Origin of the sequence: Blastococcus deserti (assembly GCF_042682525.1) — a bacterium.
Lineage (GTDB): Bacteria > Actinomycetota > Actinomycetes > Mycobacteriales > Geodermatophilaceae > Blastococcus_B > Blastococcus_B deserti.
The window spans coordinates 258,429-274,315 of sequence record NZ_JBHUHP010000016.1 but is presented as its reverse complement, the minus strand read 5'-3'; the positions used below and the strand labels follow the sequence as shown (position 1 = coordinate 274,315).

Annotated in this window: 18 protein-coding genes; 7 read left to right on the top strand and 11 right to left on the bottom strand. The window is 74.3% G+C overall.

The window, feature by feature from the left end; all coding sequences use genetic code 11:
- The first annotated feature begins 83 nt into the window (after window positions 1–83).
- Window positions 84–842 (top strand): sulfite exporter TauE/SafE family protein, encoded by a 759-nt coding sequence (locus ACFSHS_RS17040; RefSeq protein ID WP_376878637.1) that lies wholly within the window; start codon window positions 84–86, stop codon window positions 840–842.
- Here ACFSHS_RS17040 and ACFSHS_RS17035 read toward each other — a convergent pair.
- The gene (locus ACFSHS_RS17035) at window positions 829–1,389 is read right to left on the bottom strand and encodes a hypothetical protein (RefSeq protein ID WP_376878635.1); all 561 of its coding nucleotides are present in this window, start codon (window positions 1,387–1,389) and stop codon (window positions 829–831) included. The genes ACFSHS_RS17040 and ACFSHS_RS17035 overlap by 14 nt on opposite strands.
- Window positions 1,390–1,451: 62 nt before the next feature.
- Between ACFSHS_RS17035 and ACFSHS_RS17030 the strand changes: the two genes are divergently transcribed.
- Together ACFSHS_RS17030 and ACFSHS_RS17025 are read left to right on the top strand one after the other, a co-directional pair.
- A complete protein-coding gene (locus ACFSHS_RS17030; protein ID WP_376878633.1) occupies window positions 1,452–2,045 on the top strand; it encodes a TetR/AcrR family transcriptional regulator in 594 nt (197 codons plus the stop codon).
- Between the two features lie 196 nt (window positions 2,046–2,241).
- The gene (locus ACFSHS_RS17025) at window positions 2,242–2,949 is read left to right on the top strand and encodes a phosphatase PAP2 family protein (RefSeq protein ID WP_376878631.1); all 708 of its coding nucleotides are present in this window, start codon (window positions 2,242–2,244) and stop codon (window positions 2,947–2,949) included.
- Here ACFSHS_RS17025 and ACFSHS_RS17020 read toward each other — a convergent pair.
- Window positions 2,939–3,952 (bottom strand): NADPH:quinone reductase, encoded by a 1,014-nt coding sequence (locus ACFSHS_RS17020; protein ID WP_376878629.1) that lies wholly within the window; start codon window positions 3,950–3,952, stop codon window positions 2,939–2,941. The two genes, ACFSHS_RS17025 and ACFSHS_RS17020, sit on opposite strands and share 11 nt — an antisense overlap.
- 42 nt (window positions 3,953–3,994) lie before the next feature.
- Complete coding sequence (locus ACFSHS_RS17015; protein ID WP_376878627.1) at window positions 3,995–4,411, bottom strand: hypothetical protein; 417 nt, start codon at window positions 4,409–4,411, stop codon at window positions 3,995–3,997.
- Between the two features lie 79 nt (window positions 4,412–4,490).
- Between ACFSHS_RS17015 and ACFSHS_RS17010 the strand changes: the two genes are divergently transcribed.
- Window positions 4,491–5,102, top strand: a complete 612-nt coding sequence (locus ACFSHS_RS17010; RefSeq protein WP_376878625.1) for a LysE family translocator — start codon at window positions 4,491–4,493, stop codon at window positions 5,100–5,102.
- A gap of 155 nt (window positions 5,103–5,257) precedes the next feature.
- Window positions 5,258–6,103, top strand: coding sequence for a formate/nitrite transporter family protein (locus tag ACFSHS_RS17005; protein ID WP_376878623.1), 846 nt, complete (start codon window positions 5,258–5,260; stop codon window positions 6,101–6,103).
- A gap of 3 nt (window positions 6,104–6,106) precedes the next feature.
- Here ACFSHS_RS17005 and ACFSHS_RS17000 read toward each other — a convergent pair whose 3' ends face one another.
- The 7 genes from ACFSHS_RS17000 to ACFSHS_RS16970 all read right to left on the bottom strand — a co-directional run bounded on the left by ACFSHS_RS17000 (window position 6,107) and on the right by ACFSHS_RS16970 (window position 13,486).
- Entirely contained in the window at window positions 6,107–6,487 is a 381-nt protein-coding gene (locus ACFSHS_RS17000; protein WP_376878621.1) for a hypothetical protein, read from the bottom strand.
- Window positions 6,488–6,660: 173 nt separating this feature from the next.
- Complete coding sequence (locus ACFSHS_RS16995) at window positions 6,661–9,264, bottom strand: bifunctional FO biosynthesis protein CofGH (protein ID WP_376878619.1); 2,604 nt, start codon at window positions 9,262–9,264, stop codon at window positions 6,661–6,663.
- A gap of 111 nt (window positions 9,265–9,375) precedes the next feature.
- The gene (locus ACFSHS_RS16990; RefSeq protein ID WP_376878617.1) at window positions 9,376–10,224 is read right to left on the bottom strand and encodes an ABC transporter permease; all 849 of its coding nucleotides are present in this window, start codon (window positions 10,222–10,224) and stop codon (window positions 9,376–9,378) included.
- A complete protein-coding gene (locus ACFSHS_RS16985) occupies window positions 10,221–11,213 on the bottom strand; it encodes an ABC transporter ATP-binding protein (protein WP_376878615.1) in 993 nt (330 codons plus the stop codon). The genes ACFSHS_RS16990 and ACFSHS_RS16985 overlap by 4 nt, the downstream gene beginning before the upstream one ends.
- Before the next feature lie 19 nt (window positions 11,214–11,232).
- Window positions 11,233–12,330, bottom strand: coding sequence for a hypothetical protein (locus ACFSHS_RS16980; RefSeq protein WP_376878613.1), 1,098 nt, complete (start codon window positions 12,328–12,330; stop codon window positions 11,233–11,235).
- Window positions 12,314–12,826, bottom strand: a complete 513-nt coding sequence (locus ACFSHS_RS16975; RefSeq protein ID WP_376878611.1) for a sigma-70 family RNA polymerase sigma factor — start codon at window positions 12,824–12,826, stop codon at window positions 12,314–12,316. The genes ACFSHS_RS16980 and ACFSHS_RS16975 overlap by 17 nt, the downstream gene beginning before the upstream one ends.
- Window positions 12,827–12,973: 147 nt before the next feature.
- Window positions 12,974–13,486 carry a flavin reductase family protein gene (locus ACFSHS_RS16970; protein ID WP_376878609.1) on the bottom strand — a complete coding sequence of 171 codons (513 nt, stop codon included), beginning with the start codon at window positions 13,484–13,486 and terminating at the stop codon, window positions 12,974–12,976.
- Between the two features lie 34 nt (window positions 13,487–13,520).
- Here ACFSHS_RS16970 and ACFSHS_RS16965 point away from each other — a divergent pair, with 34 nt between their 5' ends.
- Window positions 13,521–14,945, top strand: a complete 1,425-nt coding sequence (locus tag ACFSHS_RS16965) for a dihydrolipoyl dehydrogenase family protein (RefSeq protein ID WP_376878607.1) — start codon at window positions 13,521–13,523, stop codon at window positions 14,943–14,945.
- Between the two features lie 37 nt (window positions 14,946–14,982).
- Here the strand turns inward: ACFSHS_RS16965 and ACFSHS_RS16960 are convergent, their stop codons facing one another.
- Complete coding sequence (locus tag ACFSHS_RS16960; RefSeq protein WP_376878605.1) at window positions 14,983–15,240, bottom strand: hypothetical protein; 258 nt, start codon at window positions 15,238–15,240, stop codon at window positions 14,983–14,985.
- A 49-nt stretch (window positions 15,241–15,289) separates the two neighbouring features.
- Between ACFSHS_RS16960 and ACFSHS_RS16955 the strand changes: the two genes are divergently transcribed.
- The gene (locus tag ACFSHS_RS16955) at window positions 15,290–15,775 is read left to right on the top strand and encodes an SGNH/GDSL hydrolase family protein (protein WP_376878603.1); all 486 of its coding nucleotides are present in this window, start codon (window positions 15,290–15,292) and stop codon (window positions 15,773–15,775) included.
- Window positions 15,776–15,887: the final 112 nt, after the last annotated feature.

The following is a 15,887-nucleotide window of genomic DNA, read 5'->3' as shown; positions in this document are numbered from 1 at the left end:
GGTCGCGCCCGTGCAGCAGTCGCCGCCGCGGGACGGCCACCTCCGGGCGCGACCGGGCCCGCCCGTTTGGCAGGGTGGCTCCGGTGGACGCGTCGCTCCTGGTCGTCGGCGGGGTCGTCGTCCTCGGCGCCAGCGTCCTGGGCGGGGTCACCGGGTTCGGCTTCTCCCTGGTGTGCGCGCCGCTGCTGCTGCTCGCCGGCTTCCCTCTGGCCGACGTGGTGGTCGTCAACCTGACCATCTCCGGCACCACGCGGGTGGCCACGGTGATCCGGCTGCGGCACTTCGTCAACCGCCGCCGGGCGGTCTGGCTGGTGGCCGGTTGCGTGCCCGGTCTGCTGGTGGGTTTCCTCGTGCGGGACGCCGTCGACGACGCCGTCCTCAAGGTGGGTGCCGGTGGGATCGCCGTCCTGGTCGCCGCCTACCTGCTGTTCCGCCCGCCGACGCCGCGCGAGGGCGATGCCGGCCCGCCGCCGCGGTTGCAGTCGGGCGTGGCGGGCGTGCTCGGTGGCTTCCTCGGCATCACGACGTCGCTGAACGGCCCGCCGCCGGTGATCCTCCTGTCCCGGCAGCGGGCGGAGCAGCGTGAGTTCGTCGCCGACATGGCGGTGTACCTGATCGTCGGGAACGGACTGGCGCTGCTGCTGATCCAGCTCGGCGGCGGACTGGCGCTCGACCGGCTCGGGCTGCTCCTGGCGTGCTGGCTGCCCGTCGCCCTGGCCGGCAACGCCATCGGACTGGCCTACGGCTCGCGGCTGCCCGCCGACCTCTTCCGCCTCCTGACCCTCGGCCTCGTGGTGATCGCCGGGCTCGCGACGGTCGTCACCACGCTCAGCGGCCGCTGACCTGCTCGGGCTGCCGGGCGTTCCACGTGCGCACCGACTCCCAGACCGGCCAGCCGAGCAACCAGATGACGAGGACGACGCCCAGCTTCGGGAGCAGCCCGAGGAGCGGGCCGTCGTCGACACCCGGCGCAGTCGCCAGCGCCAGCCCGGCCAGGACGGCGGCGGCGAGCGCGGTTCCGACCACGGCCAGCCCGAAGTCGCGCCACTCCTTCTGGGCGCGGGCGACCGTACCGGAGGGCGGGGGACCCTGGGGGGCGGGTCCGCCGGCGAATCGGTGAGCGACCCGGACGTCCGCCCAGCGCACCAGGTCGTGCCCGAAGGCCACGGAGAACCCCAGGTAGAGCGCGGCCAACCCGTGCGTCACGTCCGGCTCGGCTCCGGATCGCAGGTCCACCGCGGTGAGCACCAGCAGCACGAGGTCGACCAGCGGCACGGCCAGCAGCAGGGCGCCGCCCAGGCGCCGGCGGCGGAACCCGTAACGCGCCAGCAGGCCGGCGGCGAGCACGACCCAGAAGCCGATCTCGCACGCCACGATCGCGATCAGCATGCGCCTCCGTTCCAACACAGTCGTATCGGAACGTAGCAGCACAATCGTGCTAGAACCGGCCCATGCCACGGGATGTCGACCATGCGGCACGCCGGCGCGCGCTGGCCGAGGCGCTGTGGCGGGTCGTCCGCCGCGAGGGCATCCACCGCATCTCGGTGCGGACCGTCGCCGCCGAGGCGGGCACCAGCCCGGGCGCCCTGCGCCACTACTTCACGACTCAGGACGACCTCGCGGCCTTCGCGCTGCAGGCGGTGGTGGACCGCGTGCGAGCCCGGCTGACCGAACGGCTGCCCGCTCTCCAGGGCCGTGACGCGGCCGTCTACCTCCTCGAGCAGTTGCTGCCCCTGGACGACGAACGGCGCGACGAGACCGCCGTCTACCTCGGGTTCCTGGGGAGGCCGCACGGCGAGGACCGGCTGCGCGAGATCCGTGGGATGGCCGAGAGCAGCAGCCGGGAAGCCGTCACCGTGGCGCTGCGGATGCTGGCGGAGGCCGGCTGCCTGCACCCGGGGCGCGACGTCGAGGCCGAGGTCGACCGCCTGTACGCCATGGTCGACGGGCTGGCACTGCACGGCACTCTCTGGCCCGAGCGGTTCCCGGCCGAGCACCTCCGGGGCGTGCTGCACTCACACCTCAGGTCGCTGGCGGAGACCTGAGCGGCCGACGACGACGTCCTGCCGTCCACCGGGACCGGATGCTGATGACCCGCGCCGACGGTCAGCCGGCCGACACCGGTGGCTCGGCCGGCCTGCCGTCCGCGAGCCCGCGCGCCCAGACGCGTCCTGGCCTCCTCGTCGTCGTGCACCCTGGGCCCGGGGTGGACAGTTGCACGCGGCCGGCCGGAGGAATGCGATGACGCAGCCGCGGACGGGTGGTCGGGGAGAGCCCGGTGTGCTGCCCGGTTCCCGCGCCCGCACGCTCCGGCGCCTGGTCGTCCTCGTGCTGGGCGCGTTCGTCCTCGTGCTGGCACTGCTCCTGGGGCTGGGGCTGCTGGTCACCCGAGTGCTGGTGGGCACGTCGTTGCATCGTCAGGAGATCGAGTTCACCCGCACCGTCGTGGAGCTGCGCACCCCCCTCTGGGACCAGGTGACCCAGTACGGTTCGGTGCTCGGGGCGACCGGCACCGTGGTCGTGCTGACCGCGCTGGGATGCGTCCTGCTCGCCTGGCGTGGGCACGGCCCACGGCTCCCGACCTTCCTGGCCGTGGCGGTCGCCGGCCAGACCGCTCTGTTCCTGCTCGCGTCCTCGGTCGTCGACCGGCTGCGGCCGGCGGTTCCTCAGCTGGACGCGGCGCCACCGACGTCGAGCTTCCCGTCGGGGCACACGGCGGCGACGATCGCCTTGGCGTGCGGCCTGGCACTCGGTCTGGCGCGAACCCGACCCGGCCATCGGCTCCGCATCCTCATCTGGGTCGTCGCCGTGACGTGGCCGCTCCTCGTGCTGTTCAGCCGGCTCTACCGCGGGATGCACTGGCCCACCGACGTCGCCGCCAGCGTGATCTACACGGTGATCTGGCTGCTCCTCCTGCGCGCCATCCTGCTGCCGCGGATCAGGCGGTGACGTCGACGAGCACCTTGCCGACGACGCCGTCCTGCACGGCCTGGTGCGCCTGCCCGGTCTGCTCCAGCGGGAAGACGTGCAGCGGCAGCCCCGCCTCCCGGCCGACGCGGATCGCGCCGTCCAGGACGGCGGCGTTGACGTCCTCGACGCCGATCTCCTTGGCCCGCGCGGGCTCGGTGTAGACGAGCACGAACTGCCAGCGCGCGTTGGGCGTCATCTGCAGCCGGACCGGGACGGTCACCTCCGCCCCGCCGTCGTCGGCGTACATGGCGACCGCACCGTGCATGCCGATCAGCTGCGCGTCGGCTCCGGCGTTCACCGCCGCGGACACCTCGACGATCGCGTCGACGCCCTTCGGCGCGATCTTGCGGACCTCGGCGACGACGTCCTGCTGCCGGTAGTCCACGACGTGGTCGGCGCCGGCCGCGGCGGCCAGCTGCGCCTTCTCCGGACTGCTCACGGTGGCGATGACCGTCGCGTCGGCCCATCGGGCGAGCTGGATCGCCGCGTTGCCGACGGCGCCCGCCCCGCCCTGCACGAGGACCGTGCGCCCGTCGAGCGTGCCCGGCCCGAGGCGGTCGGGCAGCGACTCCGCGACGGTGAGACAGCGGTGCGCGGTCAGGAACGGGATCCCGAGCGCAGCCCCGAGCTCGAAGGACGGCTCCGGGCCCAGCAGCACGGTCTGCCGCGCCGGTACGACGGTGTACTCGGCGGCGGTGCCCCAGGAACGCTGCCAGGCCGCCTCCCACATCCAGACCCGCTCGCCGACGAGGACGGGGTCCACGCCCTGGCCGACGGCGTCGACGGTGCCGGCGCCGTCCTGGTTCGGGACCTGCCCCTCGGGCCCGGGCTGCGCGCGGGTGCGCGACTTCCAGTCGGTGGGGTTGACGCCGGAGAAGGCGACGCGGACGCGCACCTCGCCGGGACCGGGCTCGGGGACCGGGCGGTCGGTCAGCTGCAGGACGTCGGGACCGCCGGGCCGGGTGTAGGTGATGGCTCGCACCGCGGCCCCCTACCCGTGACGTGCGGGCTGACGCGCCCGTCGTCAGCCCGGCGGCGCGTCCTCGTCGGCCGGCCACCCGGGTACTGGCAGCCCGGCGAGCGCGCACAGGCGCTCGACGGTCTGCTCCACGACCTCGTCCTGGGGTGGCGCACCGTCGGGGGAGGCCATCAGTCGCCGGACGTCGTCGGGATCCACCTCGGTGCCCACGGCGTCCCGCACCCAGCGGGCGAACCCTTCGGCCTCCGCCCGGGTGTCGACGGGGTCGCCGGCGTCGGGTTCCTCGAAGTAGATCCGCGGCTCGTAACCGAGGAAGAAGCGACCGCCGCCGGCGTCGGCCGCCCGGTAGTCGACCGTGGCGATGTGGCTGTCGTGGACGTCGACGATCAGGAACGGAACGGCCGTCGGGCCGGCCGCCCTCCACCGGCCGTCGCTGTACGAGAGCTTTCCGAAGTACCCCACTGGCGGAGGCTAGCGACCGGAGAGGCCGGCCCCGCGAACCAGTAGGCTCCGCGACCACCCGCCGTCCGAGGGGCTGTCCGTGAGCGTCGAGTTCCTGCTGACCACGCTCGTCGTCGTGGCGACGCCCGGGACCGGCGTTCTCTACACGTTGGCGGCCGGCCTGGCCCGGGGAGCGCGGGCGAGCGTGGTCGCCGCCGTGGGGTGCACGCTCGGGATCGTGCCGCACATGGTGGCGGCGATCACGGGCCTGGCCGCGCTGCTGCACACCAGCGCGGTGGCCTTCCAGGTGCTCAAGTACGCGGGCGTGGCCTACCTGATCTACATGGCGTGGAGCACCCTGAGGGACAGAGGCGCGCTCGCCGTCGAGGAGGAGGCGGCGCCGCGGTCGCCCGGACGGGTGATCCTCTCCGGCGTCCTCATCAACATCCTCAACCCCAAGCTCACGATCTTCTTCTTCGCCTTCCTGCCGCAGTTCGTCCCGGCCGGGCAGCCGGACGCACTGGGTCGGATGCTCCTGCTGAGCGGGGTCTTCATGGTGCCGACCCTCGTCGTCTTCGTGGGCTACGGGCTCTGCGCCGCGGCAGTCCGCACCCGGGTCCTCGTCCGGCCGAGGGTCATGGACTGGTTCCGGCGGGTCCTCGCCGGCGCGTTCGTGGCGCTGAGCGCGCGGCTGGCGCTGGCCGACCGCTGAGCCGGCTCAGCGCCGGACGTGGATCTCGAGACGGCGGCCCAGAGTGGGTCGCAGCTCGTGGCCGACCCCCGGAACAGAACGGCAGGTGGGGCGTGGACCGCGCCGGACGCGGGCACTACCGCCGTCGACCGTCCGGCTGACCCTCGGAGGCGCTCGTGACCGCCCGGGAACCGCAGGAGATGGCCCAGGTCGCCGCCGAGACCGGGGCGAAGAAGACCCGTCGCACCTGGGACCGGGTGCTGGTCAGCGCCTTCCTGGCCGGCGCCTACATCTCCTTCGGCGCGCTGGTCGCCATCACCGTGTCCTCGGGGCTGGACCCCTCCACCTGGGGAACGCTGCCGACCCTGTTCATGGGGGCCGCCTTCACCCTCGGGCTGGTGCTGGTGCTCATCGCCGGCTCGGACCTGGGCACCGGCAACATGATGCTGGTCCCGCTCGGCGCCATGCGCGGCAAGATCGATCTCGGCGACGTCGCCAAGAACCTGACGCTCGTGCTCCTGGGCAACCTCGTCGGCGCGCTGCTCGTCGCCTTCTTCCTCGCGGTGCAGACCGGCGTCATCGGTGACCCCGACGCGACCGGGAGCAGCGGGCTCACCCACGACCGGCTGGCCGAGATCGCGACCGGCAAGGCCACCGGCCACACCGCCTGGGAGACGTTCCTGCGCGGCGTCGGCTGCAACTGGCTGGTGTGCCTGGCGGTGTGGATGTCGCTGGCCGCCACCTCGGTGGGCGGCAAGATCCTCGCCATCTTCTTCCCGATCATGGCCTTCGTGGCGATGGGCTTCGACCACGTGGTGGCCAACATGTTCTTCATCCCGGCCGCGATCTGGGCCGGGGTGCCCGACGTCGGCTGGGACGACGCCCTGTGGAACTGGGCGCTCGCCGGCGCCGGGAACCTCGTCGGCGCGGTCGTCTTCGTGGCGACGAGCTACTGGTACCTGTTCCTCAGGGACCAGCCGGACGAGGCCACCGCCGGGAAGGAGCCCGCGGAGCGGGCCTGACCGTCAGGGTGCGGTGGCCACGGGGGTGTCGGGGGTGGCGCGGGTCGGCAGCTCGGCCTGCACCCGCCGCCAGTGGTAGAGGTACAGCGGGCCGGCGATGAGCAGCGTCGTGCCCGAACCGACCAGGCCCAGGACCTCGTTGCGCCGCTGCGAGTCGCGGGCGATCTCCTCCTGGCGCCGCAGCTCCTCCTCGCTGATCTGCTGGCCGTTCTCGTCGGCCGGCGCGGGATAGCCGTAGTAGCCGTAGTAGCCCGGGTCCGGGTACGCGAGACCGACGGCGCTGCGGACCAGCTGGACGGCGGCGAAGATGCTGACCACCAGCGTGATCAGGCAGACGAAGTACAGGTACACGTTCCGCAACGTCAGGCGGTCCTGCGCGGTCACTCCGGCTCCTCTCCGAGACCGGCGTCTCGCCGGTGGCGGCATCCTGCCGGACTCCGGCGCACCACCAGGGCAAAGCTGCGAAAGCGTTACGTCCCGCCGGATACGAACGTGAGCGCCGGCGCGCCGTTCCAGGGCCGGAGAGGGGTCCCCGGTCCGCAGAGCCGGTGCCGCCCTCAGGACGGCGTGATGGACAGGGTGAGCCGGCGGCGGCCTTCCTCGGAGCGGGCGGTGGCGATGCGCTCGGCGGACGGCGCGCCGTACTCGGTGGTCCGCTGGCGGGCGGGCCGGCCGATGGCGGCGGCGATCTGCTCCAGCTGCGCGATGGTCTTCAGCGAGCCGTTCTCGCTGCCGGCCATCCGGCTGATCGTCTCCTCCATCAGCGTGCCGCCGAGGTCGTTGGCCCCGCCCTGCAGCACCGCCTGGGTCCCGGCGTCGCCGAGCTTCACCCACGACGTCTGGATGTTGGGGATGCGCCCGTGCAGCAGCAGCCGCGCGACGGCGTGCACCGCCCGGTTCTCCCGCACCGTCGGGCCCGGCCGCGCCACGCCGGCGAGGTAGATCGGCGAGTTGTGGTGCACGAAGGGCAGCAGCACGAACTCGGTGAAGCCGCCGGTCTCGTCCTGCAGCGCGGCCAGAGTGCGCAGGTGCGCGACCCAGTGCGCGGGGGTGTCGACGTGGCCGTACATCATCGTCGAGGTCGTCGGCAGGCCGATCTCGTGCGCGGTGCGGACGATCTCCAGCCAGGTGGCCGTGGGCAGCTTGCCCTTGGTCAGCACCCAGCGGACGTCGTCGTCGAGGATCTCCGCCGCCGTTCCCGGCACCGAGTCCAGCCCGGCCTCCTTCGCGGCGGTCAGGAAGTCGCGGAACGACAGCCCGGTGCGGGCCGAGCCGTTGACGATCTCCATGGGCGAGAAGGCGTGCAGGTGGATGCCCGGCTGCCGGCGCTTCACCTCCCGGGCGAGGTCGAGGTAGGCGGTGCCGGGCAGGTCGGGGTGGATGCCGCCCTGCATGCAGATCTCGGTCGCCCCGGCGGCCCAGGCCTCGTCGACGCGGTCGCCGACCTGCTCCATCGACAGCGTGTAGGCGTCGGCGTCCGTGCGCCGCTGGGCGAACGCGCAGAACCGGCAGCCGGTGTAGCAGACGTTGGTGAAGTTGATGTTCCGGTTCACGACGTAGGTGACGTCGTCGCCGGTGACGTCGGCGCGGACGGCATCAGCGAGCGCTGTCAGAGCTTCCAGATCCGTGCCGTCGGCGCCCAGCAGCGCCAGGTACTCGGCGTCGGTCAGCCCCGCCGGGTCCTGCTCGGCGTGCAGCAGCGCCGCGAGCACCTCCCGGTCGCCGGCGGCCAGCGCGGTGGAGTGCCCGTCGCGGGCCGACGTCGTCCGGTCGCGCAGCTCCGACCAGTCGCCGTAGACGGCGTCGAAGTCGCTGCGCCGGTCGCTGGTGCGGCCCACCGTGTCGACCTCGACGTGCAGGTCCACCCGGCCCGAGGCCGACCACGCCTCGTCCGGCTCCTGCCAGGGCAGCCCGGCCGGGATCCGGCCCTCGACGGCCAGCCCGTCGGGCCCGGCCAGCGCGGTGACGTGCGGCCGCACCCGCGGGTCGAGCCACGGCTCGGGCGCCAGCACGTACGGCGGCTGGGCGGCCAGCCGTTCGCGCAGCTCGAAGCCCGCGTAATCGGTGAGCTTGGCCAGTTCCTCCAGGTTCGGCCACGGCCGCTCGGGGTTCACGTGGTCCGGGGTCAGCGGCGAGACCCCGCCCCAGTCGTCGACCCCGGCCCGCAGCAGCAGGCCGAGCTCGGTGGAGTCCGACAGGTTCGGCGGTGCCTGGACGCGTGCCTTCGGTCCGAGAAGCAGCCGGCTGACGGCGACCGCGGCCACGTACTCCTGCAGCTCCAGGTCGTCGTGCGCCTGCATCGCGGTCCGGGGCTTGGCGCGGAAGTTCTGGACGATGACCTCCTGCACGTGCCCGTGCCGCTGAGCCGACGCGCGGATCTGCAGGATCGCGTCCACCCGCTCGGCGTAGTCCTCCCCGATGCCCAGCAGCACGCCGGTGGTGAAGGGGACGGCGGAGCGGCCGGCGTCCTCCAGCACCCGCAGCCGGACGGCGGGCTCCTTGTCCGGCGAGCCGAAGTGCGGGCCGCCGGGTTGCGCCCACAGCCGCGTCGCCGTCGTCTCGAGCATCATGCCCATCGAGGCGGAGACCGGCTTGAGCCGCTGGATCTCCTCCCAGCTCAGCACGCCGGGATTGAGGTGGGGGAGCAGCCCCGTCTCCTCCAGCACCCGGATCGCCATCGCGCGCAGATAGGCCAGCGTGGAGTCGAAGCCGTGCGCGTGCAGCCACTCGGCGGCGACCGGCCAGCGGGTCTCGGGGCGGTCGCCGAGGGTGAACAGCGCCTCCTTGCAGCCCATCGCGGCGCCGGCGCGGGCGATCTCGAGCACCTCGTCGGGGGAGAGGTACGGCGCCCTGCCCTGGGCGCGCAGCCGACCGGGCGTCGTCACGAACGTGCAGTAGTGGCAGCGGTCGCGGCACAGGTGGGTGAGCGGGATGAAGACCTTGCGGCTGTAGGTGACCACCCCCGGCCGCCCGGCCGAGGCCAGCCCGGCGTCGCGCACGCGGGATGCGGCGGTCAGGAGCCGGTCGAGCGGCTCGCCCCCACCGAGGCCGCGCGCGTGCAGCAGTGTCTCGGCCTCGACCGGGTCGAGGGTCATCCCGCGCTCGGCGCGGGTGAGGGCACGACGCAGCGCGGACGAGGACGGGGCAGGCAGGACGTCCATGGCGGAAACGACGCTAGTCCAAGGACGACCGAGCGCCCGACGAGTGTGCGCAGATCGGGGTCATCGCGCCCGGATGGCCCCGATCCGCGCACACTGGCGCGGCCGGAGCCTTCAGATGTCCCGGCGCTGGAAGGAGAGGGCGGTCAGCCCCCAGACCACGGCGATCCAGAGCACGGCCCACGCCAGGTAGGCGGGCGCCAGCGGGCCCTCGCTCAGGAACGGGAAGCCGCCCTCACCGGGCCCCATCTGGGCGAGAGCGAACGGATCCTGGAAGGCGTTCATCGCGCCGCGCCACAGGCCGTCGGTGGGCAGGACGATGCGCGACACGGTGCCCACGCGCTCGACGCCCTCGTTGCCCAGGGCCCCGCCGATCCCGCCGACCACGCCGGCGACCCAGGTCGCCCCGAAGAGGCCGACGGCGATGATGCCCGACGCCATGGGCGAGACGACGCTGGAGAGCAGGAGGGCCAGGGTCAGCAGCACGACGGTCTGGGCGGCGAGCAGCGCCAGCCCCCCGGCGGGCGCTGGAGGCCAGTAGCCGACCGTCGCGCGGACGACGAGGATCTGGGCGAGGCCGGCCAGGACCACGTAGCCGGAGCCGAAGGCCACCAGGCCCAGCCACTTGCCGAGCAGCACGGCCGAGCGGCGGACCGGGCGGGCGAGGATCGCCAGTGCCTGCCCCGACTCCACCTCACCGGCCAGCGTGGGCCCGGCGAGGAATGCCGTGCCGATCGCGGCGATGAGGCTGAACCCGAACATGATCAGGTTCAGCAGCACCGATGCCACGAGGCGGGCCTCGCCGCTGGTCATGGTGCCCAGCTCGGTGTCCAGGCCGATCAGCTTCGAGAAGCCCCAGCCGCTGAGCGCGAGCAGCCCGACGGTCAGGATCAGCAACGCCCAGACCACCCGCCGCCGGAACGCCTCGCGCAGGGTCAGCCCTGCCACGGTCAGCGCGGTCACCGGGCCGGCTCCTCGACGCTCCCGGTGGCGGGCTCCTCGTGGCGGAGGATGCCGAGCAGCCGTTCCTCGAGGCTGATCCGCACCGGTTCGACGGCGTGCACGCGGACGCCGAGGCCGACGAGGTCGCGCACCAGGTCGGGCACGGTCACGCCGTCGTCCTCGGACGCCAGGGCGACGGTGAACCAGTCGCCGCTGCGCGCCAGCGAGCCGGCCGCCCGCAGCCGGTCCTCGGCCCGGCCGTCCACGCCGGCCAGCCGCAGCCGCACCTCGCGCTGCCCGAGCAGCTCCGCCAGGGTGCCCGACGCGGCCACCCGGCCCTGGTCGAGGATCACCACGCGGTCGCACACCCGTTCCACCTCGCCGATCAGGTGCGAGTTGAGGAGCACGGCGACGCCCCGGGACTTCAGCGAGAGCACGAGGTCGCGGACGTCGACCCGCCCGATGGGGTCGAGCGCGCTGGTGGGCTCGTCGAGGACGACGAGCTCGGGACGGGCGACCAGCGCGACGGCGAGCCCCAGCCGCTGCTGCATGCCCTTGGAGAACCCCCCGACCCGATCGCCCGCCCGGTCCGCGAGGCCGACCAGCGCCAGGCACTCCCGCCGCTCGTCGGCGGGGACGGCGGCCCGGGCCAGCCGGACGTGCAGGTCGAGCACCTCCGTCGGGGTCAGCCACGGCTGGTAGCGGAACAGCTCGGGCAGGTAGCCGACGGCGCTGCGGGAGCGGGGGTCGGACGAGCGCCGCCCGAGCAGCAGGACCTCACCGGCGTCGGGCCGCACCAGGCCGAGCAGCATCTTGATGACGCTGGTCTTGCCGGCGCCGTTGGGTCCGAGCAGGCCGAGCACCTCGCCGCGGCCGACCGTGAAGGAGACGTCGTCGACGGCGGTGCGGCGGCCGTACCGCTTGCGCAGCCCGGAGCACCAGACCGCCGGGGACGGCGGCAGGCCGGCGAGCGTGGCGGCCGCGGACGTGGCAGCGGTGTCGGAGGTCATCCCGCGGACCGTAGCGGCGTCAGCGGAGGTCACGGGCGACCGACAGGAGCTCGTCGGCGCTCAGCGACCCGGCCACGCCGGTCATCACGCCGTCCTCGACCCAGACCACCCCGGCGAAGAGCCCGTTGCGGGAGGTGAGCACGGTCGCCTCCGCGCCGTCCACGTCCGCCGTGGAGCTGGTCACCATCTCCGCCGGGACGGGCAGAGGCAGCACTCCGCGCTCGTCCGACAGCTGCTCCAGCTGGTCGGCGAGGCTCGGGGGCAGGCCCGGGAGGGACAGCAGGTAGTCGCGGACCGTCTCGAACGGCACCCCGGAGGAGTACACCTTGGGCGCGCCCACCCGTGCGACGACGAGCGTCGGCACGCCGGTCGGCTGCGACCAGATCGCCGCCACGCCCGGCCCGGCCTCGAGCCGCAGCTGGCTGCCGTCGAGCCCGGCGGGCGGCGCTGGCGGCACCTCACCCTCGGCGGCCGCGGCCTGGGCGGCCTTCGCGGCCGAGAAGGTGAACGTGGCACCCACGACGCCCGCGACCTGGTAGGCCGGGTCGCCGCTGACGCCCTCGGGCAGCTCGGCGACCTCGGGGACGTCGAGGCCGGAACGCTCGCGCGCGGTCTCGGCGTCGGCCACCTGCTCGGGGTTCGGCTCCTGGGTGATCTGCAGGTCGCCGTAGGCGGAGAGGTCGGGTAGCCGGACCAGCTCGGTGGAGGTCACCTCGACCGGGTCGACCCGCTCGGTCCGGAAGATCGGCAGCCAGTCGTTGGCCGCCGCCACGCCGGCACCCGTCACCAGCACCACGGCGCTGAGCGCGGCGACCACGGGCCGTCGCACCGTCGTCCGCCACCGCCCGCGCGCGGGCGAGGGCGCCGGGCGGAACACTGCCGTGCTCGCCGGCGGAGCCGCGGCGGTCGCCGTGAGCCGGGCCCAGGCCGCGTCCGGGTCGACGGTCGCGGTGCCCGACGGCGCGAGCGCGGAGCCCACGAGCCGCGCGTCGGCGCGGACGGTGTCCAGCGCGCGCAGGCAGGTGGGGCAGCCGGCGACGTGGGTGCGGTCGTCGTCGGTCACGCCGGCCGGCTCGTCGACCAGGCGGCGCAGCACGCCCTCACTCGGGTGACGCATGGCGGTTCAGCTCCTTGAGCAGGACGGATTCGGCGCGGCGCACGGTGGTGCCCACGCTCCCTGGGGACATGTCGAGTGCGGCGGCGACCTCGGCGTAGGAGAGGCCGCTGTGCCGGAGCACCAGCGCGGCCGCCTGCTTGTGCGGCAGCCGGCCGAGCGCTGCCCGCACGGCGCTGCGCTCCTCGCGGGTGATCACGAGCTCGGCGACGTCAGGAGCGACGGTCGGGCCGTCTCCGGCCACCTCCTCCCGGGCGCTGCGACGGCGGCCCGAGCGGAGCACGTTGAGGGCGGTGTGGGTAGCTGCGACGGTGAGCCAGCCGCCGGCCTCGTCGGCCGGGACCGAGGAGCGGCCGAAGGAGAGGAAGACCTCCTGGGCGACGTCCTCGGCCTGGTCTCGGGAGCCGAGCACGCGGGCGGCGACGGCGACGACCCGCGCGTAGTTGCCGCGGAAGACCTCCTCGAGGTCGGTCCGGACGTCGACCCGTCCCCGTGACATGCCCACGCCCCGTTCAGTCCGGGGCCGGGCCGCGTCGCGCAACCCGGCCAGGGGGAGTGCGGTGGCCGCCGGCCGTACGAGTTCCACGACTGGTGAGCACCGCCGACGGTCCGGATGTGACAGCGGTGGGCGGTTCTCCCGCACCGCTCACGGCCGGGTGAGGGGGGAGCCGGACTCGTCGACGTACCGGCCCCGGAGGCGCAGCAGCGGGCGGGCGTCCGGGTTGAGCACCGGCACGTCCTCCACGGCGAGCAGCGCCAGGACGTGGTCACCGGCCTCCACGAGGCGCTCCAGGCGGCAGTCCAGGGCGGCGAGGCCGTCGTCGAGCACGATCCCGCCGCTGCCGGACGCCCGCGACCAGGGCACCGACTCCAGCAGGTGCCGGGCGCTGGGCCGCCCGGCGGAGGAGAACCGCGACGCGACGATGCCGTGCGGGGCGGCCAGCACGGTCAGCGCGCAGGAGCCGACGTCCCCGAGCACCTCCGCGGGGTATCCCTCGGCGCTCAGCCCGACGGCGACCAGCGGGGGAGCGGCCGACACGCTCATCACCGAGCTGACCGTCGTCCCGACGTCGTCGATGTCGTCCCGCACGGTCAGCAGGCACACCCCCGCGGCGTACTGACCCAGGGCGGCGGCGAACTCGGTGGCGTCGACCGGCATGGCGGCCAGTCGACCACATCGACACTATGAGCCAGTGGATCAGACCTACGACGTCGTGGTGCTGGGCGCGGGATCGACCGGGGAGAACGTCGCCGACACCGTCGTCCGGGGCGGCCTGACCGCGGTCCTGGTCGAGGACGAACTGGTCGGCGGTGAGTGCTCCTACTGGGCGTGCATGCCGAGCAAGGCGCTGCTGCGCGGCACCGAGGTGCTCGCCGAGGCCCGCGCGGTCGACGGGGCCCGGCAGGCCGTCACCGGGGAGCAGGACGTCGCGGCCACCCTCGCCCGCCGCGACTCGTTCACGTCGAACTGGGACGACGCCGGGCAGGTGGAGTGGGTCCGCGGCGCCGGCATCGACCTGGTCCGCGGCAGGGGCCGGCTGGCCGGCGAGCGCGCGGTCGTGGTCACCGGTCCCGACGGGGCCGAGACCCGGCTCATCGCCCGGCACGCCGTGGCCGTGTGCACCGGGTCGACGGCGGCCATGCCCCCGATCGACGGTCTCGCCCAGGTGCAGGCGTGGTCCCCGCGCGAGGCGACCAGTGCCAAGGAGACGCCCCGGCGGCTGCTGATCCTCGGTGGCGGCTACGTCGGCTGCGAGATGGCGACCGCCTGGCAGGCACTCGGCTCCCGGGTGACGCTGCTGCAGCGCGACGACCGGCTGCTGCCGAAGGCCGAGCCGGCCGCCGGCAAGGCGGTGACGGCCGCCCTCCGGGCCGGCGGCGTCGACGTGCGCCTCGACACCGACGTCACGTCCGCGCGGCGGCAGGGCGACGAGGTGGTGCTGACGGTGACGTCGGAGGGCGGTCGACAGGAGGAGGTGCGCGGCGACGAGCTCCTCGTGGCCGTCGGCCGCGCCGCTCGCACGCGGGACATCGGGCTGGACACGGTGGGCCTCGCCCCCGGCGACCCCCTCCAGGTGGACGACACGCTGCAGGTGAGGGACCGCCCCTGGCTCTACGGCGTCGGGGACGTCAACGGACGCCGCCAGCTCACGCACATGGGCAAGTACCAGGCGCGCCAGGCCGGCGCGGCGATCGTGGGGCGCGCCCGCGGCGAGGACGTCGACACCTCCGACTGGTCGCCGTTCGTGGCCACCGCCGACCGGTACGCGACCCCGTCGGTGGTGTTCACCATCCCGCAGGTCGCCAGTGTGGGCCGCACCTCGGCCGACGCGGAGGACGCGGGCCTGCCCCACCGGGTCGTGGAGATCCCGCTGAAGGTCGCTGGATCGTCGCTGTTCGCCGACGACTACGAGGGAACGGCGATCGCCGTCGTCGACACCGAGCGGGAGGTGCTGCTGGGCGTGACCTTCGTCGGCCCCGCGGTCGCCGAGCTCCTCCAGGCCGCCACCATGGCCGTCGTCGGCGAGGTGCCCATCGCCCGGCTGTGGCACGCCGTGCCGGCCTATCCGACGGTCAGCGAGATCTGGCTGCGGCTCCTGGAGGCCTACCGCGGCTGACCGGCTCCCTGCCCGTAGGCCTTCGGGACGTGCGACGTCAGGGCAGCGGGAACGGAGCGTCGTCGGGGGGCGGCAGGGCGCCCTCCGACGTCGCCGTGACCTCCATCGTCCGGAACCGGGCCACCCCGCGGAACAGCGAGAGGCATGCGGTGTCGGCGGCGTCCGGGCCCGAGCAGATGCGCACCAGGGAGCGGGTCGGAGCCGGCCGTGTCGCGTCGACCACGCACCAGGTGCCGTCGACGTCGGCCTCGACCACCGCGTGGAAGTCCATGGGCGGGAGCCCGGGCGCGTACACGGCGACGAGCCGGGCGGATCTCCAGCACCCGCAGCAGCGTCACCGTCAGGTGCGCGTAGTCGCGGCGCACGCCCCGGCCGGCGAGCAGGGTGCCGACGTGCTGCTCGCGACGGGGGTGGACACCCGGCAGGCGCCGATCCTGCGGCGGGTCCGCGGCAAGGTGGTCGTGCTCAACGCCCACATCTGGTCGATCGCCGCCCGTTCCGGCGCCGCCGTCCTGGACCAGTGGGGCGCGGACTGGATCCAGGACCGGCGGATGTGGGACGCCGACCGCATCCACCTGACCGGCCAGGGCCACCGGCGGATCGCCCTGGCCGCGGCCGCCGCGCTCGGCCTCCCCGGGACCGACGGCGACGGCTGGCGCACCCCGCTACCGCCGGCCACCTCACGAGCGTTCCGGGTGGCCGTCGCGGAGGAGGCGGCGTGGGTGCGCGGCTTCGTCGCGCCGTGGGTCGGCCGGCGGCTGCGCGGCCGGTCCTCCGGGGACGGCCGCGCGCAGAAGCGCCCGGTGCCCCTGAACCTGCCTCGTCCGTAGCGAGCCCCCGGCCCCGTCCGGAGGCTCGCCGCGAGCCCGCGAGCGGCAGATGGCCGCGTTCGGAGGCTCGCCGCGAGCCTGCGAGCGGTGAGGGGAGCGGGGTCCTTCTGGG

Bases quoted from the DNA above. Each gene is read 5' to 3' on its own strand.
- ACFSHS_RS16995 (WP_376878619.1), bottom strand. From the start codon at position 9,264: ATGGACGTCCTGCCTGCCCCGTCCTCGTCCGCGCTGCGTCGTGCCCTC.
- ACFSHS_RS16980 (WP_376878613.1), bottom strand. From the start codon at position 12,330: ATGCGTCACCCGAGTGAGGGCGTGCTGCGCCGCCTGGTCGACGAGCCG.
- ACFSHS_RS16975 (WP_376878611.1), bottom strand. From the start codon at position 12,826: ATGTCACGGGGACGGGTCGACGTCCGGACCGACCTCGAGGAGGTCTTC.
- ACFSHS_RS17035 (WP_376878635.1), bottom strand. From the start codon at position 1,389: ATGCTGATCGCGATCGTGGCGTGCGAGATCGGCTTCTGGGTCGTGCTC.
- ACFSHS_RS17030 (WP_376878633.1), top strand. From the start codon at position 1,452: ATGCCACGGGATGTCGACCATGCGGCACGCCGGCGCGCGCTGGCCGAG.
- ACFSHS_RS17025 (WP_376878631.1), top strand. From the start codon at position 2,242: ATGACGCAGCCGCGGACGGGTGGTCGGGGAGAGCCCGGTGTGCTGCCC.
- ACFSHS_RS16985 (WP_376878615.1), bottom strand. From the start codon at position 11,213: ATGACCTCCGACACCGCTGCCACGTCCGCGGCCGCCACGCTCGCCGGC.
- ACFSHS_RS16970 (WP_376878609.1), bottom strand. From the start codon at position 13,486: ATGCCGGTCGACGCCACCGAGTTCGCCGCCGCCCTGGGTCAGTACGCC.